Here is a 25811-nt window from a genome sequence, read left to right on the forward strand (position 1 = left end):
GGCGCGCCCGACACTGCACGGCCCCCCGCGCGGGCGCCGCCCGGCCGCCGCGAACAATGGGCGCGTGCCGACGACGGGCGCCGCGGCGCTGACCCCCCAGCCGCCGCCCGGCGCCGCCGCGCCGCACCCCGCCGCCGCACCCGACGCCGCCGCGACCCGCGCGCACCTCGCCCGGCACCGCCCCGACCTGCTCGGCCGCTACGACGCCGCCCTGCCCGGCGCCCGCGCCGCCGTCCTGACCCGGCTGTGGGGGGCGCTGGGGCGCGAACCCGTGCCCGGCCTGACCGGGCGGCGCACCCGCGACGGGCGGCTCACCGTCGAGCTCGGCGGGCACACCGTGGCCGGACCCGCGGCGGCCGCCCGGCCGCACGCCGCACCCGTCACCGCCGTCGAGACGGACCGGCGGCAGCAGGACGACCCGGCCGCGCTGGCCCGCACGCTCGGGCTCGGCGCCGCCTTCGCCGCCGAACTCGCCAACAGCGTCGCCAACCTCGCCCTCGCCCGGGCCGGCGCCGCCGCCCCGCCCACCCTCGCCGAGCTGCACGCCCTCGGCCCCGTCGCCGCGCTCGCCCGCGCCGAACAGGCCGTCGTCGACGGCCACCCCCTGCACCCCTGCTGCCGCACCCGCCTCGGGCTCACCACCGCCGACGTCCTCGCCCACGCCCCCGAGCACGGCGCCGTCGTCACCCCCGAGCTGCTGCGCGTGCCCGGCGCGCACTGGCGGGGCCCCGGACCACCCGAGTTCCCGGCCCACCCGTGGCAGGCCGGCCGCCTGCGGCAGGCGTACCCCTGGGTGGAGACCGTCACCACCCTCGGCCCGGCGCGGGCCCTCATGAGCCTGCGCACCCTCGCGCCCCTCGACGGCGGACCTCACCTCAAGACCGCCGTCGACGTGCAGATGACCTCCGCCGTCCGGACCGTCTCCCCCGCCGCCGTCGCCAACGGGCCCCGCCTGTCCGCCCTGCTCGGGCGCCTCACCCGCGACCTGCCCGTCACCGTGCTCGCCGAGACCGGCGGCGCCGGCGTGCCCGACCGGCGGTTCGGGTTCGTCCGCCGCGCCGCCCCCGCCCTCGGCCCCGGCGAGATCGCCGTGCCGCTCGCCGTGTTCGCCGCCGCCCCGCCGCTGCTGCGCGACGTCGCCGGCGCCGACCCGCGCGCCTGGGTACGGGCCCTCACCGGCCTGCTCGGCGCCTTCGGCACCCTGCTCGACCGCGGCGTCGCCTGCGAGGGCCACGGCCAGAACGTCCTCGTCGTGCTGCGCGGCGCCCGGCCCGTCCGGCTGCTGTACCGGGACCTCGGCGGTGTGCGCGTCAGCCCCGCCCGGCTGCGCGCCCACGGCGAGGACCCGCCCCCGCTGGACGGCGACCTCACCAGCGACGACCCCGGCGAGCTGCGCACCACCCTCGCCGCCGCCCTCGGCGGCAACGCCCTCGGTGAACACCTCGCCGCCCTCGCCCGGCACACCGACCCGGCCCCGCTGCACGCCGAGACCGACCGCCTCGGCCTGCCCCCGGTCGTCAAGGCCACCACCGCCATGCGGCTCGCCGCCGACCCCCTCACCCCGCAGTGGGCGCCCGCCGCATGACCGTCACCGCCGCCCACGGCCCCGCCGCCCACGCCCGCGCCGGCCTCGCCCGGCTGCGGCCCGACCTCGTCGACGCCTACACCGACGCCCTGCCCGAGGCCGCCCGCATCGTCGGCGCCCGCCTCGCCGGGGCGCTCGCCCGCGAAGGCGTCGCCCAGGCCCGCGGCACCCGGCACGCCTTCGGCCGCGTCGAGGTCACCGACCCCGGCACCGGCGACCCCGCCACCCTGCTGCCCGCCGCGTTCGCCGCCCTGCGCCCCGAACTCGACGACGCCGTCGTCAACCTCGCCGTCGCCCTCGCCCGCGGACCCGCCCCCACCACCGGCGACGACCCCGACGACACCGCCCTGCGCGCCGAACGCCTCGCCCTCACCGGCCACAACCTGCACCCCTGCGGGCGCACCCGGCTCGGCTGGGACCTCGCCGACGTCCTCGCCCACGACGTCGAGGCCGGGCACACCCGCATCGGGTTCGTCGCCGTGCGCGCCGCCGCCGCCACCGGCGACGACCTCGGCGCCCAGCTCGCCGCCGCCGGCCACCCGGTGCCCGCCGCCCCGCCCGGCTACCGCGCCCAGCCCGTCCACGCCTGGCAACGCGACCACGTGCTGCCCCGCCGGCACGCCGCCCTGTTCGCCGACGGCACCCTGCGGCCCCTCGACGGCCACCTCACCGCCGCCCCCACCGCCGCCCTGCGCACCCTGCTGCTGCCCGCCACCGGAGCCGGCCGGCACTACCTCAAGGTGTCCCTCGACATCCAGGTCACCTCCACCCGCCGCGGCATCTCCGTCGCCAGCACCCGCAACGGGCCCGCCGTCACCGCCCTGCTGCACGAGCTGCTCGCCGCCGAACCCGGCGTCCTGCTGCTCGACGAGACCGGCGGCGCCGCCGTCGACGCCGGCACCGGACGCGACGTCTCCGCCCTGCTGCGCGTCGGGCTCACCGGCCGCGTCCCCGCCGGCGAGACCGCCGTGCCCGGCGGCGCTCTGCCCGCCACCGACCCCGCCACCGGCCGGCCCCTCGTCGCCGGGCTCGTCGACGCGTACGGCCGCGGCCCGCTCGCCTGGCTCGACGCGTACGCCCGGATGCTGCTGCCGCCCCTGCTGCGCCTCGCCGCCCGCGGCGTCGCGTTCGAGGCGCACCTGCAGAACTGCGTGCCCACCTTCACCGGCGGCGCCCCCCGCCGGCTCGCCCTGCGCGACTTCGCCGGCCTGCGCCTGCACCTGCCCCGGCTGGCCGCCGCCGGCCACCCCATCCGGCTGTGGCCCGGCTCCGTCGTCGGCACCGACCGCCACGACGTGCTCATCGCCAAGCTCGGCTACACCGCCCTGCAGGCCCACCTCGGCGAGCTCGTCGTGCGCCTGGCCGAGAGCTGCGGCCTCGACGAGCACGCCGCCTGGCGGGCCGTGCGCGCCGTCGTCGACGAGACCTGCGACGACACCCGCGCCGCCCTGCCCGGCGCCGCCGCCGACCACGCCGCGCTCACCGCCCCCACCGTCGCCCACAAGGCCCTGGTCACCATGCGCGTCACCGGCGTCGGCGACCGGTACGTGCCCGTCGCCAACCCGCTGCATGGCTGAGCTGCCCGCCGCCGTCACCGCGGCCCTCGCCGGCGCCGCCCGGCCCGTCTGCGCCTACGTCTACTCCCGCGCCGCCCTGCGCGAGCGCGCCGCCGCCGTCCGGGCCGCGCTGCCCGCCGGGTGGACCCTGCTGTACGCCGTCAAGGCCAACGGCCACCCCGATGTCGTGCGCACCCTCGCCCGGGAGTGCGACGGACTGGAGGTCGCCTCCGGCGGCGAACTCGCCCTCGCCCGCGCCGCCGGCGCCCGCCGGATCGTCTTCGGCGGGCCCGCCAAGACCGACGCCGAGCTGCGCGCCGCCGTCGACGCCGGGGCCCTGGTCAACGTGGAGAGCGCGCACGAGCTGCGCCGCCTCGCCTGGGCCGCCGCCGGCCGGGGCGTCACCGCCGGGGTCCGGGTCAACCGCGCCGCCGCCGGGCCGTCCGGCAGCCACACCATGACCGGTACGCCCACCCCGTTCGGCGTCGACGAGGCCCAGCTGCCCGCCGTGCTCGCCGAGGCCCGCGGGCTCGGCGTCGACGTCAGCGGCTTCCACCTGCACGCGGTCAGCAACAACCTGTCCGGCGCCGCGCACGCCGCGTTCGTGGCCGGCGCCGTCGCCTGGTCGGTCGCCACCGCCGCCGCGCACGGCGTGCGCCTGCGCTACGTCAACGCCGGCGGCGGCCTCGGCGTGGACCACCGCAGCACCGCCACGATCGACCTGGGCGAGCTGCGCGCCGGCCTGGCCCGCGTCGCCGTCCCGCCCGGTGTCGACGTGGTGCTCGAACCCGGCCGGCTGCTCGCCGCCGACGCCGGCTGGTACGCCGCCGAGGTGCTGGACCTCAAGCGGACCCACGGCCGCTGGTTCGCCGTGCTGCGCGGCGGCACCCACCACTTCCGGCTGCCCGCCGCCTGGGGGTACGACCACCCGTTCACCGTGGTGCCCGTCGACGACTGGCCGCACCCGTACCCGCGCCCCGAGGTGACCGGCGTGGAGGTGGACGCCGTCGGCGAGCTGTGCACCCCGCGCGACGTGCTGTGCCGCGCCGCCCGCGTCGACCGGCTGCGCGCGGGCGACGTGCTGGTGTTCGCCCGCACCGGCGCGTACGGCTACGACATCTCCCACCACCGGTTCCTGCGCCACCCGGAGCCGGAGTTCCTCGTCGTCTGAACCGGGTCCCGTCCCCGGCCGGTGCGTTGCGGTCGTGCGCTGTGGACCGGCGCACACCCGCTAGGGCGTCCTAGGATGTTGCGGGGCCTTGGTGGCCGTGAGCAGGCGGGCGGGCAGCACCGCGGCCGCCCACACGGCCGCCATCCGGATCCCCAGGGCGCGGTGCGGGTGCGGGTGGCCCTGGCGCACCAGCCGGGCCAGCCACCGCTTCTCGACCTGCTTGCCGCCGAGCGCCGCCCCCACCGACACGGCACCGGCCACCGCCACGACGGCCGCCACCTTCGCGACCTGGCGCGGCGTCGGCCGCTGCGGGACGGTCACCGCGTCGGGCAGCACGATCCGGTCCCCCACCACGCCGGTGGCGTCCAGCAGCGGGCCGGGCGCGGGGGTGGGTGGCTCGCCGGCCGCCTCGGCGCGGGCCGCCGCGGAGCGGAACGCCGGGATCGCCGTCGCCGCCGTCGCCGCGACCAAGCCCGCCCGGGCCAGCCGGCGGCGCGCCGGGCTCAGCCCGCCCGCGGCGATCCAGGCGCCCGCCGAGGCGGCGTCGACGGCGGTGTCACCGAGGACCCGCAGGTAGGCGCGCCACGGGGCGCCGTTCGGGAAGCTGTCCATGCCTGGCACGGTAGGCGGGGCCGTCCACCCACCGGGCGCGATCAGGCCGCGGGGCGGGCCGGTCAGGCCCGGCCGAGGGCCTGCGCCAGCAGCGTGGCCGTGCGGGCGATGACCGCCTCGTCGGGGGTGGCGTCCGGGGCCCGGCGGTGCGTGTAGACGGCCAGCACCAGCGGGGCGCCCGCCGGCGGGTGGGCGACGGCGATGTCGTTCGCGGCCGCGAACCCCGGCGCGGTGCCGGTCTTGTCGCCCACCGTCCACGTCGCGGGCAGGCCGGCGCGGATGCGGGCCGCGCCCGTCGAGGCGGCGCGCAGCCAGCCGAGCAGCCGGCCGCGGTCGTCGGGGTGCAGGGCGTCGCCGGTGGTCAGGGCGGCCAGGGAGCGGCCCGCGGCGGCCGGGGTGGTGGTGTCGCGGCGCTCGGCGGTCGTCCACGCGTTCAGGTCGGTCTCCCAGCGGTCGAGGCGGGAGGTCCGGTCGCCGATGGTGCGCAGGTAGCGGGTCAGGCCGGCCGGGCCGCCGAGCAGGCGCAGCACCAGGTTGCCGGCGGTGTTGTCGCTGACGCCGACGGTGGCCGCGCACAGCTCGGCCACGGTCAGGCCGTCGGCGACGTGCGCGCCGGTGACCGGCGAGTGGGTGACCAGGTCGGCCTCGGTCCAGCGCAGCCGCCGGTCGAGCAGGCCCGGTTCGGCGGTGCGGGCCCGGTGCAGGACCGCGCCGGCGGCCAGCGCCTTGAACGTCGACAGCAGCGGGAACCGCTCGTCCGCCCGGTGCCCGGCGGTGCGGCCGGTGCCGGTGTCGAGCGCCCACGCCCCGATCCGCCCCGCGTAGGGGCCTTCCAGCGCCGACAGGTCGAGCGCGACGGGGGCCGGGGGCGGCGGGGCGGAGGACGCGGCCGGGGCGCCCGGGGCGGCCGGCGGGGCCGCCGCCGACGGTGGGGCGGCGGGCGTGCAGGCCGGGAGGAGCAGGGCGCTGAGCAGCAGGCCGCGCCGGGTGACGGTACCGGTCATACCGGCACGATACGGCCGGCCGGCAACGGTCAGCCGCGGGCCGGGCGCACCTTGCGGATCTCCCGCAGCGCCTGCTTGCGGGCGTCGCCGCGCAGCGTGTCCACGTACAGCCGGCCGTCGAGGTGGTCCGTCTCGTGCTGCATCGCCCGGGCCAGGAACCCCTCCGCGTCGATGCGCAGCGGCTCGCCGTGCTGGTCGGCGCCGGTCACGGTGACCCGCATCGCGCGCGGCGTCGGGAACGCCAGGCCGGGCAGCGACAGGCAGCCCTCCTCGTCGTCCTGCTCGCCGTCGTGGCCGGACAGCACCGGGTTGACGACGTGGCCGCGCGCGCCGTCGGCGTCGTACACGAACACCCGGGCGGACACGCCGATCTGCGGGGCGGCCACCCCGGCCCGGCCGGGCGCGCCGGTGAGGGTGTCCATCAGGTCCGTGACCAGCGCCCGCAGCTCCGCGTCGAACACGGTGACCGGCTCGGTCGGGGTGCGCAGCACCGCGTCGCCGAACAGCCGGATCGCTCGCATCGTCATGCGAGCGAAAATACCCCACCGGGTGACGGCCGGAGCGCCCCGCCGCTCCTTACCGGACGGCCGCCGGCAGTGGGGGGTTCACCCGGCGCCCGGCACCCGCTACGGTGGCCGCGACGACCCACCGACGACGCCCTGGAAGAGGACGCCGTGCGCGACATCGCCATCTTCGCCGGCAGCGCCCACCCGCAGCTGGCCGCCGACATCTGCGAGCACCTGTCCGTCCCGCTGCACCCGGTGCGGGTGCAGCGGTTCGCCAACGACTGCCTGGAGGTGCAGCTGCAGGCGAACTGCCGGGAGCGCGACGTCTACCTGGTGCAGCCGCTGGTGCCGCCCGTGCAGGAGAACCTCGTCGAGCTGCTGCTCATGCTGGACGCGGCTCGCGGGGCGTCCGCCGCCCGCACCACCGTGGTGATGCCGCACTTCGCGTACGCCCGCTCGGACAAGAAGGACGCGCCGCGCATCTCGATCGGGGCGCGGCTGGTGGCGGACCTGCTCGCCACGTCGGGCGCGGACCGGGTGCTGGCGGTGACGCTGCACTCGCCGCAGGTGCACGGGTTCTTCAGCGTGCCGGTCGACCACCTGAACGCGTTGCAGGTGCTCGCGGGCCACTTCCGGGCGGTGGCGGACCTGTCGAACGCGGTCGTGGTGTCGCCGGACCTGGGCAACGCCAAGGAGGCGGCGGCGCTGGCCCGGCTGCTCGGGGTGGAGGTGGCGGCCGGGGCGAAGCAGCGGTTCAGCGACGACAAGGTGGTCATCAACTCGGTCATCGGCGACGTCGCCGGGCGCGACGCCATCGTGCTCGACGACGAGATCGCCAAGGGCAGCACCGTGTTCGAGCTGATCGACCGGCTGCGCGAGCGCGGCGTGGCGAGCATCCGGGTGGCGTGCACGCACGGGTTGTTCGCCGGCGACGCCACCCGGCGGCTGCAGGAGCAGCCGGATGTGCTGGAGGTCGTCACCACCAACACGGTGCCGATCGGCGCGGACAAGTTCGTGCCGAAGCTGACGGTGCTGTCGATCGCGCCGGCGCTGGCCGAGACGATCCGGCGCATCCACAACGGCGAGAGCGTCAGCCGGCTGTTCCACGACCACTGAGGCGCCGGGGTTGCGCGGGCCGGGCAGGATCAGGCGATGATCCGGCCCGGCTGGGCCGCCGGTGCGGCGGCCGTCCTTGTCCTCCCGCTGCTGTGGCAGCGCGCCACCGGCCACGACGGCGCCGACGTCGACGCCGGCGACATGATCGGCGCCGTCGTCTGGGTGACGGCCGTGGCCGGGTTCCTCGGCGGCGCGGCCGCGGGGCTGCGCCGCCCGCGCCGGCGCACGCTGCTCACCGCGCCGGTCGCCGCCGCGCTGGGCGCGGCGCTGCTGCTGGGCGCGGACGTGCTGCTGTACACGGTGCTGGTGCCGCTGGAGAACTCCCCCGCGGACCGCTGGCTGGCCGCCCGCGGCGTCGCCCTGGCGGGCTGGGCGGCGCTGCTGGGGGCGGGCCTGGCGGTGGCGGGCACCCGCCGCGGCGGCCTGGGGGCGGGGGTGGCCGCGGTGGCCGCCGGGCCCGCAGTGCTGGGCGCGTGGCAGGGGGTGGCCGCCCTGGCGGACGCGCCGCACCGCCCGCTGAGCTCGGTCACCGACTGGGTGTACGGGGCGGCGCACCGCGACGACTCCCTCGGCTGCGCCGGCGGCGTGTGCTACCGCTTCGACTACGCCCCGGCGGCGGCGGTGCTGGCGCTGATCGGCGTGGCGGTGGCGCTGGCGGCCTGGTGGGCGGCCCGCGGCCCGGCGCCGGCGGCCCCGGCGGCCTCGGCGGCGTCGGCGGACGACCGGCCGCGGGACCGGCCGCACGACCAGCCGTGGGAGCGCTTCGTGTGGCCGGTCGCGGCCGCCGTGGCCGGGGCGATGGTGTTCCCGTGGTGGCTGACCGCCGCCGCCGAGCAGGTCACGACCGGCCTCGGCGCGGGGTCCGGCGTCACCGTCGGCCGCACCGGCGGGCCGGTGCCGGTCGGCGCCGGGACGTGGGCGGTGTTCGAGACGGGCGCGGCCGACCCGTCGGACTGCACCGTCGACGGCGCCGGCGTGGACGAGCCCGCGGTGGACCTGAGCGACCACGGGGACGCGGCCGCGTACTCGTGGCGGGGCAGCTTCACGGTCGAGCGGCCCGGCACGGTGGTCGTCGAGTGCCCGGGCGCCGCCGAGATCGTGGTGGCGGCCCCGCCGCGGCCGGCCGGGCCGGTGGCCGGGCTCGTGCACCTGCCCGGTGCGCTCGTACCGGTGCTCGGGGCCCTGCCCGGGCTGGCCTGGGCGGCGGCGGTGGCGGTGGCCGCCCGCCGCCGCGACCCGGCGCACGTCTGAGCCCGCGGCCCGGTGATCGGACTCCGCGGGCGATAATGGCGCATGCGTTTCGTGCTGACCAACGCCCACGGTGTGTTCGTCGACGTGGTGGTCGAGCCGGGCGCCACGCTGCAGGGGCTGCCCGCGGGCGCGTCGATGGGCGTGGAGTGGTCCGGCGGCGGCCCGGCCGGCATCGTCTGCGGCGACCGGCGGCTGACGCTGGTCACCCCGGACGGCGGGCACGTGCGGCTGTGGCGCGGCGACGGCACGCCGGTGCCGGCGGGGCTGTGGCCGGCGGGCCTGAACGCCTACCCGGCGTCGCCGCGGATGCGGCTGCGGATCGCCAACGCCACCGGCCGGGCGCTGACCACCGGGTGGGAGCCGACCGGCATGGGCCACGAGATCGAGTCGGGCGCCAAGCCGCTGTGGGCGGAGTGGCTGGGCGTGGAGGCCGACGCCGGCACCGAGATCGTGTACGGGCCGGGGCGGCTGGCGCTGTGCGACGGCACCCGGACGGCGTTCCGGGGCTGGCGGCCGGACGGCTCGGAGATCGAGACGCTGGCCTGGATGATCGGGGCGGAATCTGAGGTGGCCCGCCACTCGGACATGCCGTGGCCGGCCCGCGACTTCCGCGCCGAGGCGGAGCTGCGCGGCCGGACCACGGTGAGCCTGCGCTAGGTCAGCTGTGCGCGGCGACCACCCGCGGCTCGACGTCGGCCTTGGTGACGCCGAGGCCGGTCAGCAGCCCGGCGCCGTTCTCGGCCTCCAGCAGGGCCAGCAGCACGTGGCCGGTGCCGATGCGGTCGTGGCCGAGCCGCAGCGCCTCCCGGAACGTCAGCTCCAGGGCCTTCTTGGCGGCGCCGTCGAACGGCACGAGCGCGGGCGGTTCGGCGGCGGCCGGGGGCAGGGCGGCGGTGGCGGCGGCGCGCACGGCGTCGGCGGTGCGGCCGCCGGCGAGCAGGGCGGCCGCGCCCGGGTCGGCGGCCTCGGCGAGCAGGCCGAGCACGAGGTGCGCCGGGGTGATCTGGGCGCTGCCGGCGGCGCGGGCCTCGTTCTGGGCGGTGACGATGACGCTGCGGGCCGGGTCGGTGTAGCGGGCGAAGCCCTCGCGGGCGTCGGGCGGCGAGGCGGTGAACCGCTTCTGGGCGGCCTGCTTGGTGACGCCCATGCTGTGGCCGATGTCGGTCCACGAGGCGCCGGAGCGGCGGGCCTGGTCGACGAAGTGGCCGATGAGGTGGTCGGCGACGTCGCCGAGGGCCTCGGCGGTGATCACGGCGGTGGAGAGCCGGTCGAGGGCGCCGGTGTGGGTCTTCGTGATGGCCTCGATGAGGTCGCCGAGGCGGACGGGCGGGTCCAGCGGAACGGTCATGGCGTCAACCCTAGGTTGACGATGTGAGGAGCGTCAACCCCGGGTTGACGAACCGAGGGCGGCCCAGATCGGGGCGGCCTTCGCGGCGGCCTCGGCCACCTCGGCCCACGGGTCGCTGCTCCAGGTGATGCCGCCGCCGGCCCACACGTGCACCGCGGTGGCGTCCACCGCGACGGTGCGGATGCTCAGGCCCAGGTCGAGGTGGCCGGTGCCGACCCAGCCCAGGGCGCCCATGCTGACCCCGCGGCCGACCGGCTCCAGCCGGGCGATGTGCTCGACGGCGGACCGCTTCGGCGCGCCGGTGACCGAGCCGCCGGGCGCGACGGCGCGCAGCAGGTCGGCCAGCGACACCTTGTCGACGAGCGGCGCGGAGACGGTCGACTCGGCCTGCCACAGGTCGCACCAGCGGCGCACCGCGTACAGCTCCTCCACCGTCACCGGGCCGGTGCCGGGCAGCATCGCCAGGTCGTTGCGCTCCAGGTCGACGATCATGACGTGTTCGGCGCGCTCCTTGGCCGAGCCCAGCAGCTCGGCGCGGCCCGCCGCCGTCGCCGGCCGGGTGCCCTTGATGGGCCGGGTCAGCACGCGGCCGTCGCGGACCTCCACGAGCGTCTCCGGCGAGGCGGTCGCCAGCGCCCACCCGGGGCCGGTGAGGATGCCGCCGTAGCGGGCGCCGCGCAGGGTGGCGACGCGGCGCAGCGCCGGGCGCGGGTCGCCGGAGTACGCCGCCCGCTCGTGGCCGACGAGGTTGACCTGGTAGACGTCGCCGCGGGCGATCGCCGCCCGGGCCTCGCCCACCGCCAGGGCGTGCCGGGCGGGCGTCCAGCTCGGCCGCCGGTCGGTCAGGTGCAGGCCGCCGCGGCGCGGGCGCGGCACCGGCGGCTCGGCGTGCCGGGGGCCGTGGGTGTAGACGACGGCGACGACGTCGGGCACCGCCGGCACCGGGCTGGGCGGGCCGGGCGGCGCCCCGAGCAGGTGCGCGCCGGCCGCCGCCGACACGTAGAGTGCGGCCCCGCACACCCTCAGCTGACCGTACGGATGAGGCTGGTCAGCGGTTCGGCGGAGGTCTCGCACGGGTAGTCCGTTGTCCGACAGGAACTCGGTAACAAGCTCGGCACAGTCGCCGCCGTCGCGGACGGACCATGTGAAGCGACGGTGTTCCCGCAGGCGGTCGGCACACGCCGGCGGGGCCCCCGGCGGCGCGTCGGTCGCGCACCGCGACGACGGAACGACACGGTGATGTCCGTGGATCATCTGAACAGAGGATTTCTCATCATGGCCGCCGTTACCGGCTCGAAAACGTGTCGTTCGAGTTGTAGCGTGCACCACTGGTCATGTGAACCATGACACAGAAACCCCCCATCGCCCGGAGACCCCTGATGTGTCAGCACCAGACCCCCTGCCCCACAGCCGATGCCGTCGACCGCGAGGCCGCCCGCATTCTCGCGACCTTCCCCGAGCAAGGCTGGAGCCTGCTCTGCAACGGCGTCATCGTGTTCGAGGACACCGGTGAGCTGCTGCCCGACGGACGCACCATCGCGCCGCACCGCGGCCCCGCCCTGCACGCCCTGGCGGCCTGACGAATCGCACCATCCTGCCCGAGGCCCGCTGCGGAGCCTCGGGCGACCCCCGGGGGATCAGGACGCGAACGCCTCCGGGGACGGGCACGAGCAGACCAGGTTGCGGTCGCCGAACGCCCCGTCGATGCGCCGCACCGGCGGCCAGTACTTGCCCACCCGGTTCACCCCGGCGGGGTACGCCGCCAGGGACCGCGGGTACGGGTGCGGCCACTCGTCCGCCGACACCGCCGCCGCCGTGTGCGGGGCGTTGCGCAGCGGGTTGTCCTCCTTCGGCCACTCCCCGGCCTCCACCGCCGCGATCTCGGCGCGGATGGCGATCATGGCGTCGACGAACCGGTCCAGCTCGGCCAGGTCCTCACTCTCCGTCGGCTCGACCATGAGGGTGCCGGACACCGGGAACGACATCGTCGGGGCGTGGAACCCGTAGTCGATAAGCCGCTTGGCCACGTCGTCGACCGTGACGCCGGTGGCGCGGGTCAGCGGCCGCAGGTCGAGGATGCACTCGTGGGCCACCAGGCCGCCCTCGCCCGCGTACAGCACCGGGTAGTGCTCACGCAGCCGCGCCGCCACGTAGTTCGCCGCCAGCACCGCCACGCCGGTCGCCCGGACCAGGCCCTCCGGGCCCATCATCCGCAGGTACGCCCACGAGATCGGCAGGATGCCCGCCGAGCCGTGCGCCGCCGCGGACACCGCGTGCTCGGCGGCCGGGTCGAGCGGGTCGCCCGGCAGGAAGTCCGCCAGGTGCGCCCGCACCGCCACCGGGCCGACGCCGGGGCCGCCGCCGCCGTGCGGGATGCAGAACGTCTTGTGCAGGTTCAGGTGCGACACGTCGGCGCCGAACCTGCCCGGCCGGGCGAAGCCGACCAGCGCGTTGAGGTTGGCGCCGTCGACGTACACCTGGCCGCCCGCGTCGTGCACGGCCGCGCATAGGTCGGCGATGCCGGCCTCGTACACGCCGTGGGTCGACGGGTACGTCACCATGATCGCGGCGAGGGTGTCGCGGTGCGCCTCGATCTTCGCGGCCAGGTCGGCCAGGTCGACGTTGCCGGCGTCGTCGCACGCGACCACGACCACCCGCATGCCCGCCATCACGGCCGACGCGGCGTTGGTGCCGTGCGCGCTGGACGGGATGAGGCAGACGTCGCGGTGGTCGTCGCCGCGCGAGCGGTGGTAGCCGCGGATGGCCAGCAGGCCGGCCAGCTCGCCCTGGGAGCCCGCGTTGGGCTGCACGCTGACGGCGTCGTAGCCGGTGATCTCGGCCAGCCAGGCCTCCAGCTGGGCCACCAGGGTCTCGTAGCCCTCGGTCTGGGTGCGCGGGGCGAACGGGTGGATGTTCGCGAACTCGGGCCAGCTCACCGGCTCCATCTCGGTGGTGGCGTTGAGCTTCATCGTGCAGGAGCCCAGCGGGATCATGCCCCGGTCGAGGGCGTAGTCGAGGTCGGACAGCCGGCGCAGGTAGCGCAGCATGCCGGTCTCGGAGTGGTGGGTGCGGAACACCGGGTGGGTCAGGAAGTCGCTCTGCCGCTCCAGCACGCCCTCGATACCGGACGACACCTGCCCGGTATAGGGCTCGGCGCCGAACGCGGCGAGCACGGCGTCGACGTCGGCGGCCGTGGTGGTCTCGTCGCAGGCGACGCCGACGGTGTCCGGACCGGCCAGGCGCAGGTTGACGCCGGCCCGCTCGGCCGCGGCCACCACCTCGGCGGCGCGGCCCGGCACCACCGCCGTCACCGTGTCGAAGAACGCGCCGTGCGCCACCTCGACGCCGGCGGCGCGCAGCCCGGCCGCCAGCCGGGTGGCGTGGCCGTGGGTGCGCTCGGCGATCGCGCGCAGCCCGTCCGGGCCGTGGTAGACCGCGTACATCGACGCCATCACCGCCAGCAGCACCTGCGCGGTGCAGATGTTGCTGGTCGCCCGCTCGCGGCGGATGTGCTGCTCGCGGGTCTGCAACGCCAGCCGGTACGCGCTCGCGCCGTCCGCGTCGCGCGACACCCCGACCAGCCGGCCCGGCAGCGAGCGCTGCAGGCCGTCGCGCACCGCCAGGTAGCCGGCGTGCGGGCCGCCGAAGCCCAGCGGCACCCCGAAGCGCTGGGTGGTGCCCGCGGCGATGTCGGCGCCGATCTCGCCCGGCGGGCGCAGCAGCGTCAGCGCCAGCAGGTCCGCCGCCACCGTCACCAGGGCGCCCGCGGCGTGCGCCGCCTCCACCAGGGCGGTGTGGTCGCGCACGGCGCCCGACGCGCCCGGGTACTGCAGGTGCAGGCCGAAGAACGCCTCCGGCAGCTCGTCGCCCAGCGTCACCAGCTCGATGCCGAGCGGCTCGGCGCGGGTGCGCAGCACGGCCAGGGTCTGCGGCAGGGTGTCCGGGTCCACCACGTACACCGGGCTCTTGGCCTTGGAGGCGCGGCGGGCCAGCGTCATCGCCTCGGCGGCGGCGGTGCCCTCGTCGAGCATCGACGCGTTCGCCACGTGCAGGCCGGTCAGGTCCGTCACCATCGTCTGGAAGTTCAGCAGCGCCTCCAGCCGGCCCTGGCTGATCTCCGGCTGGTACGGCGTGTACGCCGTGTACCAGGCCGGGTTCTCCAGCACGTTGCGCCGGATCACCGCCGGGGTGTGGGTGCCGTGGTAACCGAGGCCGATCATCGACCGGGCCACCGTGTTGCGCCCGGCCAGCGCGCGCAGCTCGGCGATCGCCTCCTCCTCGGACGCCGCCGGCGGCAGCCCCAGCGGGCTGTCCGAGCGGATGACCTGCGGGATGGCGGCCGCCATCAGCTCCTCCAGGGAGCCGTACCCGACGGTCTTGAGCATCTGCAGCTGCTCGTCCGGGTCCGGGCCGATGTGGCGGGCGGCGAACGGGATCGACGTCATGGCGGCTCCTGCGGCTGGGAGGTCGGCTCGTGACCTCCCCCTCTGTCATACCCAGGAGGGCACTTCAGAGTCGCCTGCCCTCGCGGTCCTTTTGCCTGAGAGGTTCCGGGGAGGATTTGCCCCTTCGGCGCCGCCGGTGAGGCGGTCTCTCCCACGAGGGTGGATCGGCGCTGCTCACGCTACCAGCGCGCGCATCACCCGCCCGTTTCCTAGGGTGGTCGTGTGAGCTACTTCGCCGCGGACGACCGCTACGAGACCATGACCTACCGCCGTGCCGGGCGCAGCGGGGTGCGCCTGCCCGCCCTGTCGCTCGGCCTGTGGCACAACTTCGGCGACGGCCGGCCGTTCGAGCGCCAGCGCGCCATCGTGCGCCGGGCGTTCGACCGGGGCGTCACCCACATCGACCTGGCCAACAACTACGGGCCGCCGCCCGGCGCCGCCGAGGAGACCTTCGGCCGGCTGCTCGCCACCGACCTGCGGCCGTACCGCGACGAGCTGTTCGTGTCCACCAAGGCGGGCTACGAGATGTGGGCCGGCCCGTACGGCGAGTGGGGCTCGAAGAAGTACCTGGTGGCGTCGCTGGACCAGTCGCTGCGCCGGCTCGGGCTGGACTACGTCGACGTGTTCTACTCCCACCGCTTCGACCCGGACACCCCGCTCGAGGAGACGATGGGCGCGCTCGACGCGATCGTCCGCTCCGGCAAGGCCCTGTACGCGGGCATCAGCAACTACACCGCCGAGCAGACCGCGCAGGCCGCGCGGATCCTGCGCGACCTCGGCACCCCGCTGCTGCTGCACCAGCCGTCCTACTCGATGCTCAACCGGCGCATCGAGCACGACCGGCTGCTGGACACCCTGGCCGAGGCCGGGGCCGGCTGCGTGGCGTACAGCCCGCTGCAGCAGGGCCTGCTCACCGACCGCTACCTGCACGGCGTGCCCGCCGACTCGCGCGTGGCCACCAGCGTCTTCCTCAACACCTCCGACCTGGACGACGCCACCATGGGCCGCATCCGGGCGCTCGACGAGATCGCCGCGGGACGCAAGCAGAGCCTGGCCCAGCTCGCGCTGACCTGGGCGCTGCGCGACGAGCGGATGACCAGCCTGATCATCGGCGCGAGCAGCGTCGAGCAGCTCGACACCAACCTCGACGCCCTGCACGGCGCCCCGCTGACCGGCGACGAGCTGGCCGCCATCGACACCGTGCTGGTCGGGGGCTGAGCGCGTCGGCATCCCCGGCGCCGCGCTGAGGCCCCGCAACCGGTTCGCACCCGGCACGCACCGGCACCGCTCCCGCCCGGGCCCAACCTGGGTATCAGGAACGCCCCGGACGGGGCGGCCGGCCCGGCACCCCCGCCGCGCCGGTACAGGAGAAGGAGCTCCCCCATGCGTATGCGTCTCGTCACCGCGGTTGCCGTCGCCGCCGCCATCTTCGGCGTCGCGCCGGCCGTGGCCGGCACCGTGCTCAGCGCCCTCGGCGGCGACCACGTCGCCACCTCGTCGTCGGACGAGGTGACCGCCGCCCCCGGGCGATCGCGGGCCTGATCAGACACAGCGGGACCGATGGCCGGGCGCGACGCGCCCGGCCATCGGCGCGTCCGGGCCCGGTCGAACCCGGGCCGGTCAGGAGCGGCCGGCGGCGTCCCGCACCCGGGACACCAGCAGCTCCAGCGACGCCCCGCGGCCCGCCGCGACGACCGCCGCGACGTCGCGCTCCCCCAGCGCCGCGGTGGCGAGCCGGACGACCTCGGCGCGGGCCCGCTCCAGGTACGGCGGCGCGGGCAGCCGGCGGCGCTCGCGCAGGGCGGCGGCCGCGCCCAGCAGCTCCGCGGCGAACCGGGCGTCGCGGGCGACCACCGCCCGGGAGACGCACTCCAGCGAGATGGCGGTGTCGTCGTCGGACTCCAGCCGGTGCCGGCGGGCCAGCGCGTCGGCGAGCAGCCGCACCGCCTCGGCCTCCGCACCGGCGAGGTGGGCGGCCATGCCGAGCTGGTGCACCGCCATCGCCTCGCCCGCCTCGTCGCCGAGCTCCCGGCTCAGGCGCAGGCTGTCGGTGAGCAGGGCCCGCGCCGCGTCCGCGTCGCCGCGGCCCAGGGCCACCTCCACCCGGTCCTCCAGCGTCAGCAGCGCGTCGCGGGGCATCTCGTCCTCGCCCAGGGCCACCAGCTCGGCGACCCAGCGCTCCGCGGCCTCGACGTCGCCGCAGCGCAGCGCCGTGCGGGCCAGGTTGTCCAGGCCGATGGCGACCCCGCGGGCGTACCCGGCGGTCCGCCACACCCGCATGCTGAGGCCGTGGTGGTGCAGGGCGGCCGGGTAGTCGCCGCGGGTGAACGCGGCCATGCCCAGGGCGCTGTGCGCGCGCCCGACACCGAGCTCGTCGCCGGCCCGGGTGGACGCGTCCAGGGCGCGCTCGGCGTACTGCTGCGCGGCGTGGTGGTCGTCGCGGTGGTGGGCCAGCACCGCGGCGATGAAGCTCAGTTCGGCGTCGTCCGCGTCGGCGGGCGGCACGGGCGCGCCGAGCAGGCCGGCGCACCACTGGAGGCCCTCGTCGACGTGCCGGCCGTCCCACCACAGCCGCCACAGGCCCCGGCAGAACCCCACCGCCGCGGCCACGTCGCCCTCGGCGGTGACCGTGGCGAACGCGGCGCGCAGGTTCGGGTACTCCACGTCGACGAGGCGGATCCACGCCGCCTGCTCCGGGCCCGCGAAGCCCTCGCCCGCCCGGGTGGCCAGGTCACCGAACCAGGCGGCGTGCCGCAACCGCACCGCGGCGGCGTCGGCGGCGGCCGCGGCGAGCCGGTCGACGGCGTCGGCGCGGATCGTCTCCAGCATCCCGTAGCGGGCCGGCCCGCCCGCGTCGTCGTCGGCGGCGACCGTCAGCAGGCTCCGGGCCGCCAGGGCCGTCAGCCGGGCCGCCACCTCGGGCACCGGCACGCCGGGCGCGGCGACCGCGGCGGCGGCGTCGACGGTGCACCCGCCCGCGAACGCGCCGAGCCGGGCGAACAGCTCCCGGTCGGCGGGCGCCAGCAGCGCCACGCTCCAGTCGACGGCGCCGCGCAGGGTGCGCTGCCGCGCCGGCAGGTCGCGCGGGCCCTCCCCGACCGCACCGAGGTGGCCCGTGATGCGGTCCAGCAGCTCCTGCGGGGTCCACTCGTCGACGCGGGCGGCGGCCAGCTCGATCGCCAGCGGCAGGCCGTCCAGGCGGCGGCACACCTCGACGACGGCGGCGGCGTTGCCGGCGGTCACGGCGAAGTCGGCGTCGACGGCCTGGGCGCGCTGCTCGAACAGCGCCAGCGCCGGGAACTGCGCCACGGCGCGGCGGGCCGCGGCGGCGTCGGCCGCCCCGGCCGCGCCGGCCTCGGGCAGCGGCAGCGGCGGCACCTGGTACACCCGCTCGCCGTACAGCGACAGCTTCTGCCGGCTGGTGGCCAGCACCCGCAGGCCGGTGGTGCGGGCCAGCAGCGTCCCGACGGCGACGGCGGCGTCCAGCACCTGCTCGAAGTTGTCCAGCACCAGCAGCAGCGACGCGTCGGCGAGCCGGGCGGCGACCGCGTCCAGCAGCGGCTCGCCGGGCGGCGGCTCGACGCCCAGCGCGCCCGCGATCGCGGCGACGACCAGCTCGGTGCGGTCCAGGTCCGCCAGCGGCACGAACACCACACCGTCGGCGAAGGTGTCCGCGGCGGCGGCCGCCACGGACAGCGACAGCCGGGTCTTGCCGATGCCGCCCGGCCCGGCGAGCGTGACGAGGCGGGCGCCGGCCAGCAGCCCGGCCACCCGGTCCCGCTCCGCCTCCCGGCCGACCAGGTCGGTCATCGGCACCGGCAGCGACACCCGGCGGGGGCGACCCAGCGCCGCCGCCGTGACCGTCCAGCCGCCGCCGTCCTGCGCGACGAGCTGCCCGCGGTCGCGCAGCGCGGCCAGGTCCCGGGCCAGCGCGCCGGGCAGGCCGCCGGTGCGCCCGTGCAGCAGCCCGAGCAGGGTGTCGCTGGGCTCGCCGCGCAGCACCGAACGCAGCCAGATGCGGGTGGAGCCGGGCGACCACGGCGTCAGCTCGGCGGTGGCGGTCGGCGGCAGCGAGCCGGCGGCGCCGGTGCCGGTGCCGGCGTACACGACGCCCAGCGACGCCACCCGCGGCCGCCACCGCTCGGCGGCCGCGGCCACCCGCGGCGCCGCGTCCGCGTCGGCCAGCACGATCAGCCGGCCGTCGCCGGGCGCCGGCTCCGGCTCCGGCTCCGGCTCCGCGAGGTCCCACACCGGCCAGCCGCGCAGGGCGGCGAGGCGGCGCACCTCGGCCAGGAACCGGGTGTGCCCCGCGCCGGGCGGCCCGGCGACCTCCAGCACCTCGGCGCCGGTCAGCGGCAGCCGGGTGAGCAGCTCGTTGACGACCGCGAGCGGCGCCTCCCGGTCGAGCAGCCGCGACGACGCCGCCGCCGGGCCGGTGTCGGCGTCGTCGGCCACCGCGCAGCCGCGGCCGCGGCCCTTCGCCAGGTAGTTGCGCCGGTCCGCGCGGCCGAGCAACCCGTCCGCGTCGTCCGCGTCGTCGGGGAACGTGGCCACGCCGAGGCTGACCGACACCCGCAGCGGCGGGGTGCCGGGGAACTCGCTGCCGCGCACCGCGTCGACCACGTCCAGGGCGATGCGCACGGCGTCCTCGCGGCCGGTGTCCGGCAGCAGCACCACGAACTCGTCGCCGCCGTAGCGGAACAGCTCGTCGTAGCCGCGGACCCGGGCGCTGACCCGGGCGGCGAGCTGGGCGAGGATCTCGTCGCCGCGCTGGTGGCCGTACGAGTCGTTGACGGACTTGAACCAGTCGACGTCGAACAGGAACAGCGAGCACGACCCGCCGGTGCGCCGGGCGCGGGCCAGCTCGGCCTCCATCCGCGGCCCCAGCAGGGCACGGTGGTACGCGCCCGTGACCGGGTCCGTGACGGACGGCACGAGCCCGCCCTGGGCGACGCTCACCGTGGTCCCATCGGCACGCGTCCGCGCCGCGTGAGGCGTTCGTCCCGGTAGGGTCGGTGGTCGTGATCGACTACGTGGGTGAGCACACGATCCTGTCGGTCGTGCTCGGCTCCCGCGCCTACGGCCTCGACGGTCCCGGCTCCGACCACGACCGCCGCGGCGTCTACGCGGCGCCCGCCGACCACTTCTGGCGCCTCACCAAGCCGCCCACCCACCTCGACGGGCCCGCCGACGAGCAGTTCTCGTGGGAGGTCGAACGGTTCTGCACGCTGGCGCTGGCCGCGAACCCCACGGTGCTGGAGGTGCTGTGGTCGCCGCTGGCCGACGCCGTCACCGCCGACGGCGAGCGGCTGCTCGCGGCCCGGGCCGCGTTCCTGTCCGCCCGCGTCGCCGACACCTACGGCCGGTACGCCCGCGACCAGCTCGCCAAGGTGCGGGCGCGGCGGGAACGCACCGGCGAGACCAACCACAAGCAGGCCATGCACATGATCCGGCTGCTGATGGCCGGCGCGCACGTGCTGCGCACCGGCGAGGTGCTCGTCGACGTGCGGGCCCACCGCGACCGGCTGCTCGCCGTCAAGGCCGGGCGGGTGCCGTGGGACGAGGTGACCGCGTGGGCCGGTGAGCTGCTGACCGGCCTCGACGACGCCGCCGCGGCCACCGTCCTGCCCGCCGAGCCCGACCGGGCCGCCGTCGACGACCTGCTCGTCGCCATCCGTCAGGGGAGCCTCGCATGCTGACCGTTCCCGGCTGGGCCGCCGAGGTCGTCGCCGCCCACCCGTACCCGATGCTGTTCGCCACCGTCAGCGGCGCCCACCTGTACGGGTTCGCGTCGGTCGACTCCGACCTGGACCTGCGCGGCGCGCACCTGCTGCCCGCCGCCGAGGTCGTCGGCCTGCGCACCGGCCCCGAGACGATCGACGCCAACGGCGACCGCGACGGCGTGGAACTCGACGTGGTCAGCCACGACCTGCACAAGTTCGCCCGGCTGCTCACCGGCCGCAACGGCTACGTGCTGGAGCAGCTGCTGTCGCCGCTGGTCGTGCACACCACCGCGGTGCACGCCGAGCTGGTGGCGCTCGCCCCCGGCCTGATCACCCGGCACCACGCCCACCACTACCTCGGCTTCGCCGACACCCAGTGGAAGCTGTACGGGCGCACCGGCGAGCTGAAGCCCGCGCTCTACACGCTGCGGGTGCTGCTCACCGGCCGGCACCTGATGCGCACCGGCGAGCTCGAGTGCGACCTGGGCGTCCTCGGCGCCGACCTGCCGTACGTGCCGGACCTCATCGCCGCCAAGCGCCTCGCCGAGCACGGGCCCGGCCCGGACCCGGCCACCCTGGAACCCGAGGTGACCCGGCTGCGCGCCGAGCTGGAGGCCGCCCGGGACTCCTCCGCGCTGCCCGAGCGCCCGGCGCCCGCGGCGCTGGACGCGTTGCACGAGCTGGTGGTGCGGGTCCGGCTCAGCTGAGGTCCGCCAGCACCGCGGGGCAGCCGGCCGCCCGGCCCGCCTCGACCGCCCGGGCGTACCCGCGCTCCCCCAGCTCGGCGCGGGCGCCGTCGCCCGCCGCCGCCCGGGTCTCCGCCGCCGCCGGCGCCACCGGCAGGCCGTGCCGGTCGCGCAGCACGTCCGCCGCGCCCAGCAGCCGCGCCGCCAGCTCCGGCCCATCCACGACGACCGCGCGCGCCGCCCACTCCAGCGACTCCGCCGCGTCCGCCGGCCGGCCCAGCCCGGCGTGCCGCGCCGCCGCGGCCCCGAACAGCGGCGCCGCCTCCCGCGGCCGGCCGTCGAACAGCTCCACCCGGCCCAGCCGGTGCAGCGCCGCCGCCTCCCGCGCCGCGTCGCCCGCCGCCCGGCACCGGCGCACCGCGTCGGCCAGCAGCGCCCGCGCCGCCGGGCTGTCCGCCCGGCCGATCGCCGCGTCCGCCTCGGCCAGGCAGTCGCCGCTGTCCCCGCCGGTCAGGTACGCCCGCACCGGCTCCGGCAGCGCGTACCGGGGCTGCGCGCCGCCGGCCCGCACCAGCAGGGCCCGCCCGGCCAGGGCGTCCAGCCGGGCCGCCACCACCACCGGGTCCAGGCCGGTGACCTCGGCGGCGCCGCCGATCGTCCAGCCGTCCGCCACACCGGCGAGCGCGCCGAGCACCGCCCGGTCCAGCGGCGACAGCAGGCCCGCGCTCCACGCCACCACGGCGCGCAGCGACCCGTCGCCGCCGTCCGCGCCCAGGGCCGTCAGCAGGGCGGCCGGGCCCAGCCGGTCCGCGCGCGCCGCCACCAGCTCGATCGCCAGCGGCACCCCGCCGACGCGCCGGCACAGCGCCACCACCGCCGGCAGCAGCTCCGCCGTCACCGCGAACCCCCGGTCGGCCTCGCGGGCGCGCCGCTCGAACAGCGCCAGCGCGCCGAACTCGCGCACCACAGCCGCGGCCGCCGCCTCGCCCGCCGCGACCGGCGTCTCCGCGGGCACCGCCAGCGGCGGCACCCGGTACCCGGCCGCCTCGCCGCGCGGCGCCGGCACCGCCGTCACCATCGGAACAACGCTCACGTCGGCCTCCTCGCGCGGCCCTGCCCCGCCGGGTACGGGGAAGGGGACAGCGAGGCCCATCGGCCGGGACGGACCCGACTTGAGGCATGATCGGGGCATCATGACGCTCACCAGCCGCCTGCCCGGCACCGCCGAACCCGACGCCGTCTACGACGCCTTCGCGACGTGGGTGGGTGAGCAGGGCATGAGCCTGTACGCGCACCAGGAGGAGGCGCTCATCGAGCTGGCCACCGGCGCGAACGTCATCCTCAACACCCCGACCGGCTCCGGCAAGAGCCTGGTGGCCACCGGCGCGCACTTCGCGGCCCTGGCCGGCGGCGGCACCACCTTCTACACCGCGCCCATCAAGGCGCTGGTCAGCGAGAAGTTCTTCGCGCTGTGCCAGGTGTTCGGCGCCGAGAACGTCGGCATGCTCACCGGCGACGCCAGCGTCAACGCCGACGCACCGATCATCTGCTGCACCGCCGAGATCCTGGCGAACCTGGCCCTGCGGGAGGGCCGCCACGCCGACGTCGGCCAGGTCGTCATGGACGAGTTCCACTTCTACTCCGAGCCCGACCGCGGCTGGGCGTGGCAGGTACCGATCATCGAGCTGCCGCAGGCGCAGTTCCTGCTGATGTCGGCCACCCTCGGCGAGGTGGGGTTCTTCGCCAAGGACCTGACCCGGCGCACCGGCCGGCAGACCGCCGTCGTCGCCAACGCCGAACGCCCCGTCCCGCTGCTGTTCTCGTACGTCACCACGCCGATGCACGAGACCGTCGAGGAGCTGCTGACCACCCACCAGGCGCCCGTCTACATCGTCCACTTCACCCAGGCCGCCGCCCTGGAGCGGGCGTCGTCGCTGATGAGCGTCAACCTGGCCACCCGGGAGCAGAAGGACGCCATCGCCGCCGCGATCGGCACGTTCCGGTTCACCTCCGGCTTCGGCAAGGTGCTGTCCCGGCTGGTGCGCCACGGCATCGGGGTGCACCACGCCGGCATGCTGCCCAAGTACCGGCGCCTGGTGGAGACCCTGGCCCAGGCCGGCCTGCTGAAGGTCATCTGCGGCACCGACACCCTCGGCGTCGGCATCAACGTGCCGATCCGCACCGTGCTGTTCACCGGCCTGTCCAAGTACGACGGCGTGCGCACCCGGCTGCTCAAGGCCCGCGAGTTCCACCAGATCGCCGGCCGGGCCGGGCGCGCCGGCTTCGACACCGTCGGCTCCGTCGTGGTGCAGGCCCCCGAGCACGTCATCGACAACGAGCGCGCCCTGGCCAAGGCCGGCGACGACCCGAAGAAGCGGCGCAAGGTCGTCAAGAAGAAGCCGCCCGAGGGCACCATCGGCTGGGGGCAGCCCACCTTCGACCGGCTCGTCGCCGCCGAGCCCGAGCCGCTGACCAGCTCGTTCCAGGTGTCGCACGCGATGCTGCTCAACGTCATCGCCCGGCCCGGCGACCCGTTCGCCGCCATGCGCCACCTGCTCACCGACAACCACGACGAGCCGGCCGTGCAGCGCCGGCACATCAAGCGGGCCATCCAGATCTACCGGGCGCTGCTCGCCGGCGGCGTCGTCGAGCGGCTGCCCGAGCCGGAACCCGACGGCCGCCAGGTCCGGCTCACCGTCGACCTGCAGCTCGACTTCGCGCTCAACCAGCCGCTGTCGCCGTTCGCGCTCGCCGCGCTGGAGGTGCTGGACCGCGAGTCGCCCGAGTACGCCCTCGACGTCGTCAGCGTCATCGAGGCCACCCTGGACAACCCGCGGCAGGTGCTGTCCGCGCAGCTGTTCAAGGCCAAGGGCGAGGCCGTGAACGCCATGAAGGCCGAGGGCATCGAGTACGACCAGCGCATGGAGCTGCTGGAGCAGGTCACCTGGCCGCAGCCGCTGGCCGAGCTGCTCGACGTGGCGTACGAGTCGTACCGGCGCGGCCACCCGTGGGTCGCCGACTACGAGCTGTCGCCCAAGGCGGTGGTGCGCGACATGTACGAACGCGCCATGACGTTCGCCGAGTACGTGCAGTTCTACGGCCTGTCCCGGTCCGAGGGGCTGGTGCTGCGCTACCTGGCCGACGCGTACCGGGCGCTGCGCCAGACCGTCCCCGAGGACGCCCGCGACGAGACGCTCGGCGACCTCATCGAGTGGCTGGGCGAGACGGTCCGGCAGGTCGACTCCAGCCTGCTCGACGAGTGGGAGCGGCTGCGCAACCCGGAGCCGGAGACCGTGCAGGCCGAGGTGGACGACAAGCCGCCCGCGGTCACCCGCAACCTGCGGGCGTTCAAGGTGCTGGTCCGCAACGCGCTGTTCCGCCGGGTCGAGCTGGCGGCGCTGCGCCGCTGGGACGAGCTGGGCGAGCTGGACGCCGCCGCCGGCTGGGACGCCGACGCCTGGGCCGACGCGATGGCCGGCTACTTCGAGGAGTACGGCGAGCTGGGCACCGGCCCGGCGGCCCGCGGCCCCGCGCTGCTGGTGATCGAGCAGGCGCCGGGCGCGTGGCGCGTCCGGCAGATCTTCGACGACCCGGCCGAGGACCACGACTGGGGCATCGCCGCGGAGGTCGACCTGGCGGCGTCGGACGAGGCGGGCGCGGCGGTCGTCCGGGTCCTGGAGGTCGGCCCGCGCTGACGGGTGCGTCGCTTTCCGTTGCGGGGTACCGGTTTCCGTGAATCCGGTCCCCCGCCGGGGTGTCGGCGCCGGTGGCGGTCGGGCATGATCAGCGGTGCTCATCGCACCGCGTAAGGCATCCTAGGAAGATAGGTATGCGGAGTCCGACGCAGCGGGCGCTCACGCCCACCGACCTCACCGGCTACCTGCGCGCCGCGCTCGGCGACGCCGCCGGCATCGAGGCGGCCGCCGAGCTGGGCGGCGGCGGGTTCGCCGCCGTCTGGGGCCTGCGCCTGACCGACGGCCGCGACGTCGTCCTCAAGGTCGGCCCGCCGCCCGGCGTCCACCTGCTGCGCTACGAGGCCGGCATCGCCGCCGCCGAGGCCCGCTACTTCCGGCTCGTCGCCGACCGGGTACCCGGCGTGCCGGTGCCCGAGGTGCTGGCCGCGGGCGACGACTGGCTGCTGACCCGCCGGCTGCCCGGGCGCCCGCTCAGCGAGCTCGCCGACCCCTCCGACACCGCCACCGCCCGCTTCGAGCTCGGCGCCGCCCTGGCCCGCCTGCACACGGTCACCGGCGACCGCTTCGGCTACACCGGCGCCGGCCGGACCGCCGCCGACACCTGGCCGGCGGCCTTCGCCGCGATCATCGACGACCTGCTCGCCGACGCGGAGACCTGGCGCGTGCGGCTGCCGGTGCCCGACGCCCTGATCCGCGCCACCGTCGCCCGCCACGCCCCCGTCCTGGCCGCCGTCGACCGCCCGGCGCTGCTGCACGTCGACCTGTGGGACGGCAACGTCCTCACCGAGCACGGCCGCCTCACCGGCCTCGTCGACGGCGAACGCCACCTGTACGGCGACCCGCTGCTCGACCTCGTCTCCCCCGCCCTGTTCCGCCGCATCGAGGACGAGCCCGGCCACCCGCTGCTGCGCGGCTACGCCTCCGCCGGCGCGCCGCTGCGCCTGGACCGGCGGCGCCTCGCCCTCTACCGCACCCACCTGTACCTGCTCATGCTGGTCGAGATGCCCAGCCGCGGCATTACCACGGACCGGGGCCGCCGCGACCTGCTCGAAGGCCTGCTCAGCGCCGAACTGACCGCCCTCACCCCGCCGTGACCCGGCGCGGCGGCGGCGC

The 25811-nt window shown here is 77.0% G+C and carries 21 protein-coding genes and 1 riboswitch; of the genes, 13 read left to right on the forward strand and 8 right to left on the reverse strand.

The genetic code is table 11. From position 1 onward, the window contains the following. Window positions 1–64: 64 nt before the first annotated feature. Genes Sya03_RS20510 through Sya03_RS20520 form a run of 3 tightly spaced genes read left to right on the forward strand, consistent with a single transcriptional unit; the run spans window position 65 to window position 4312 of the window. Window positions 65–1585, forward strand: a complete 1521-nt coding sequence (locus Sya03_RS20510; protein WP_239107713.1) for an IucA/IucC family protein — start codon at window positions 65–67, stop codon at window positions 1583–1585. Then, window positions 1582–3162, forward strand: coding sequence for an IucA/IucC family protein (locus tag Sya03_RS20515; RefSeq protein ID WP_203939963.1), 1581 nt, complete (start codon window positions 1582–1584; stop codon window positions 3160–3162). The genes Sya03_RS20510 and Sya03_RS20515 overlap by 4 nt, the downstream gene beginning before the upstream one ends. Beyond that, a complete protein-coding gene (locus Sya03_RS20520) occupies window positions 3155–4312 on the forward strand; it encodes an alanine racemase (protein WP_203939964.1) in 1158 nt (385 codons plus the stop codon). Before Sya03_RS20515 ends, Sya03_RS20520 begins: the two co-directional genes overlap by 8 nt. Before the next feature lie 60 nt (window positions 4313–4372). Here Sya03_RS20520 and Sya03_RS20525 read toward each other — a convergent pair whose 3' ends face one another. From Sya03_RS20525 to def, 3 genes are all read right to left on the reverse strand, one after another. Next, window positions 4373–4924: a hypothetical protein gene (locus tag Sya03_RS20525; RefSeq protein ID WP_203939965.1), complete on the reverse strand. Its 552-nt coding sequence runs from the start codon at window positions 4922–4924 to the stop codon at window positions 4373–4375. Window positions 4925–4986: 62 nt separating this feature from the next. After that, window positions 4987–5928 (reverse strand): class A beta-lactamase, encoded by a 942-nt coding sequence (gene bla / locus Sya03_RS20530; protein ID WP_203939966.1) that lies wholly within the window; start codon window positions 5926–5928, stop codon window positions 4987–4989. Between the two features lie 29 nt (window positions 5929–5957). Further along, entirely contained in the window at window positions 5958–6455 is a 498-nt protein-coding gene (def, locus tag Sya03_RS20535; RefSeq protein ID WP_203939967.1) for a peptide deformylase, read from the reverse strand. A gap of 147 nt (window positions 6456–6602) precedes the next feature. On the opposite strand from def, the gene Sya03_RS20540 reads away from it, so the two are divergent. The 3 genes from Sya03_RS20540 to Sya03_RS20550 are packed head-to-tail and all read left to right on the forward strand — an operon-like array spanning window position 6603 to window position 9458. Then, entirely contained in the window at window positions 6603–7550 is a 948-nt protein-coding gene (locus Sya03_RS20540) for a ribose-phosphate diphosphokinase (RefSeq protein WP_203939968.1), read from the forward strand. A 36-nt stretch (window positions 7551–7586) separates the two neighbouring features. Continuing rightward, window positions 7587–8801 (forward strand): hypothetical protein, encoded by a 1215-nt coding sequence (locus tag Sya03_RS20545; RefSeq protein ID WP_203939969.1) that lies wholly within the window; start codon window positions 7587–7589, stop codon window positions 8799–8801. Window positions 8802–8843: 42 nt separating this feature from the next. Continuing rightward, on the forward strand, window positions 8844–9458 hold the full coding sequence (locus tag Sya03_RS20550) for a hypothetical protein (RefSeq protein ID WP_203939970.1): 615 nt from the start codon (window positions 8844–8846) through the stop codon (window positions 9456–9458). 1 nt (window position 9459) lies between these two features. Here Sya03_RS20550 and Sya03_RS20555 read toward each other — a convergent pair whose 3' ends face one another. After that, window positions 9460–10149, reverse strand: coding sequence for a Clp protease N-terminal domain-containing protein (locus tag Sya03_RS20555; RefSeq protein ID WP_203939971.1), 690 nt, complete (start codon window positions 10147–10149; stop codon window positions 9460–9462). 33 nt (window positions 10150–10182) lie between these two features. Further along, the gene (locus tag Sya03_RS20560) at window positions 10183–11403 is read right to left on the reverse strand and encodes a chorismate-binding protein (RefSeq protein ID WP_203939972.1); all 1221 of its coding nucleotides are present in this window, start codon (window positions 11401–11403) and stop codon (window positions 10183–10185) included. A 125-nt stretch (window positions 11404–11528) separates the two neighbouring features. On the opposite strand from Sya03_RS20560, the gene Sya03_RS20565 reads away from it, so the two are divergent. Then, window positions 11529–11729 (forward strand): DUF5999 family protein, encoded by a 201-nt coding sequence (locus tag Sya03_RS20565; RefSeq protein ID WP_203939973.1) that lies wholly within the window; start codon window positions 11529–11531, stop codon window positions 11727–11729. Between the two features lie 57 nt (window positions 11730–11786). Here Sya03_RS20565 and gcvP read toward each other — a convergent pair whose 3' ends face one another. Continuing rightward, a complete protein-coding gene (gene gcvP / locus Sya03_RS20570; protein WP_203939974.1) occupies window positions 11787–14594 on the reverse strand; it encodes an aminomethyl-transferring glycine dehydrogenase in 2808 nt (935 codons plus the stop codon). A 73-nt stretch (window positions 14595–14667) separates the two neighbouring features. Beyond that, window positions 14668–14758: riboswitch (glycine riboswitch) on the reverse strand. 94 nt (window positions 14759–14852) lie between these two features. Here gcvP and Sya03_RS20575 point away from each other — a divergent pair. Both Sya03_RS20575 and Sya03_RS20580 read left to right on the forward strand, forming a co-directional pair. Beyond that, the gene (locus tag Sya03_RS20575; protein WP_203940048.1) at window positions 14853–15812 is read left to right on the forward strand and encodes an aldo/keto reductase; all 960 of its coding nucleotides are present in this window, start codon (window positions 14853–14855) and stop codon (window positions 15810–15812) included. A 165-nt stretch (window positions 15813–15977) separates the two neighbouring features. Beyond that, on the forward strand, window positions 15978–16136 hold the full coding sequence (locus Sya03_RS20580; protein ID WP_203939975.1) for a hypothetical protein: 159 nt from the start codon (window positions 15978–15980) through the stop codon (window positions 16134–16136). A 78-nt stretch (window positions 16137–16214) separates the two neighbouring features. On the opposite strand, the gene Sya03_RS20585 is transcribed toward Sya03_RS20580, so the two are convergent. Next, window positions 16215–19553, reverse strand: a complete 3339-nt coding sequence (locus Sya03_RS20585; RefSeq protein WP_203939976.1) for a diguanylate cyclase — start codon at window positions 19551–19553, stop codon at window positions 16215–16217. Between the two features lie 62 nt (window positions 19554–19615). Between Sya03_RS20585 and Sya03_RS20590 the strand changes: the two genes are divergently transcribed. Further along, on the forward strand, window positions 19616–20293 hold the full coding sequence (locus Sya03_RS20590; RefSeq protein ID WP_203939977.1) for a nucleotidyltransferase domain-containing protein: 678 nt from the start codon (window positions 19616–19618) through the stop codon (window positions 20291–20293). Further along, the gene (locus tag Sya03_RS20595) at window positions 20287–21024 is read left to right on the forward strand and encodes a nucleotidyltransferase domain-containing protein (protein ID WP_203939978.1); all 738 of its coding nucleotides are present in this window, start codon (window positions 20287–20289) and stop codon (window positions 21022–21024) included. Before Sya03_RS20590 ends, Sya03_RS20595 begins: the two co-directional genes overlap by 7 nt. Here the strand turns inward: Sya03_RS20595 and Sya03_RS20600 are convergent. After that, on the reverse strand, window positions 21017–22096 hold the full coding sequence (locus Sya03_RS20600; RefSeq protein ID WP_203939979.1) for a hypothetical protein: 1080 nt from the start codon (window positions 22094–22096) through the stop codon (window positions 21017–21019). The two genes, Sya03_RS20595 and Sya03_RS20600, sit on opposite strands and share 8 nt — an antisense overlap. A 100-nt stretch (window positions 22097–22196) precedes the next feature. Between Sya03_RS20600 and Sya03_RS20605 the strand changes: the two genes are divergently transcribed. Both Sya03_RS20605 and Sya03_RS20610 read left to right on the forward strand, forming a co-directional pair. Then, a complete protein-coding gene (locus Sya03_RS20605; RefSeq protein WP_203939980.1) occupies window positions 22197–24698 on the forward strand; it encodes a DEAD/DEAH box helicase in 2502 nt (833 codons plus the stop codon). A gap of 134 nt (window positions 24699–24832) precedes the next feature. Next, the gene (locus tag Sya03_RS20610) at window positions 24833–25792 is read left to right on the forward strand and encodes a phosphotransferase family protein (protein ID WP_203939981.1); all 960 of its coding nucleotides are present in this window, start codon (window positions 24833–24835) and stop codon (window positions 25790–25792) included. The last annotated feature ends 19 nt before the right edge of the window (window positions 25793–25811 follow it).

This window comes from Spirilliplanes yamanashiensis, from assembly GCF_016863475.1.
Lineage (GTDB): Bacteria > Actinomycetota > Actinomycetes > Mycobacteriales > Micromonosporaceae > Spirilliplanes > Spirilliplanes yamanashiensis.

Bases quoted from the DNA above. Each gene is read 5' to 3' on its own strand.
- Sya03_RS20515 (WP_203939963.1), top strand. From the start codon at position 1,582: ATGACCGTCACCGCCGCCCACGGCCCCGCCGCCCACGCCCGCGCCGGC.
- Sya03_RS20520 (WP_203939964.1), top strand. From the start codon at position 3,155: ATGGCTGAGCTGCCCGCCGCCGTCACCGCGGCCCTCGCCGGCGCCGCC.
- Sya03_RS20525 (WP_203939965.1), bottom strand. From the start codon at position 4,924: ATGGACAGCTTCCCGAACGGCGCCCCGTGGCGCGCCTACCTGCGGGTC.
- bla (WP_203939966.1), bottom strand. From the start codon at position 5,928: ATGACCGGTACCGTCACCCGGCGCGGCCTGCTGCTCAGCGCCCTGCTC.
- def (WP_203939967.1), bottom strand. From the start codon at position 6,455: ATGACGATGCGAGCGATCCGGCTGTTCGGCGACGCGGTGCTGCGCACC.
- Sya03_RS20545 (WP_203939969.1), top strand. From the start codon at position 7,587: ATGATCCGGCCCGGCTGGGCCGCCGGTGCGGCGGCCGTCCTTGTCCTC.
- Sya03_RS20550 (WP_203939970.1), top strand. From the start codon at position 8,844: ATGCGTTTCGTGCTGACCAACGCCCACGGTGTGTTCGTCGACGTGGTG.
- Sya03_RS20555 (WP_203939971.1), bottom strand. From the start codon at position 10,149: ATGACCGTTCCGCTGGACCCGCCCGTCCGCCTCGGCGACCTCATCGAG.
- Sya03_RS20560 (WP_203939972.1), bottom strand. From the start codon at position 11,403: ATGATCCACGGACATCACCGTGTCGTTCCGTCGTCGCGGTGCGCGACC.
- Sya03_RS20565 (WP_203939973.1), top strand. From the start codon at position 11,529: ATGTGTCAGCACCAGACCCCCTGCCCCACAGCCGATGCCGTCGACCGC.
- gcvP (WP_203939974.1), bottom strand. From the start codon at position 14,594: ATGACGTCGATCCCGTTCGCCGCCCGCCACATCGGCCCGGACCCGGAC.
- Sya03_RS20575 (WP_203940048.1), top strand. From the start codon at position 14,853: ATGACCTACCGCCGTGCCGGGCGCAGCGGGGTGCGCCTGCCCGCCCTG.
- Sya03_RS20580 (WP_203939975.1), top strand. From the start codon at position 15,978: ATGCGTATGCGTCTCGTCACCGCGGTTGCCGTCGCCGCCGCCATCTTC.
- Sya03_RS20595 (WP_203939978.1), top strand. From the start codon at position 20,287: ATGCTGACCGTTCCCGGCTGGGCCGCCGAGGTCGTCGCCGCCCACCCG.
- Sya03_RS20605 (WP_203939980.1), top strand. From the start codon at position 22,197: ATGACGCTCACCAGCCGCCTGCCCGGCACCGCCGAACCCGACGCCGTC.
- Sya03_RS20610 (WP_203939981.1), top strand. From the start codon at position 24,833: ATGCGGAGTCCGACGCAGCGGGCGCTCACGCCCACCGACCTCACCGGC.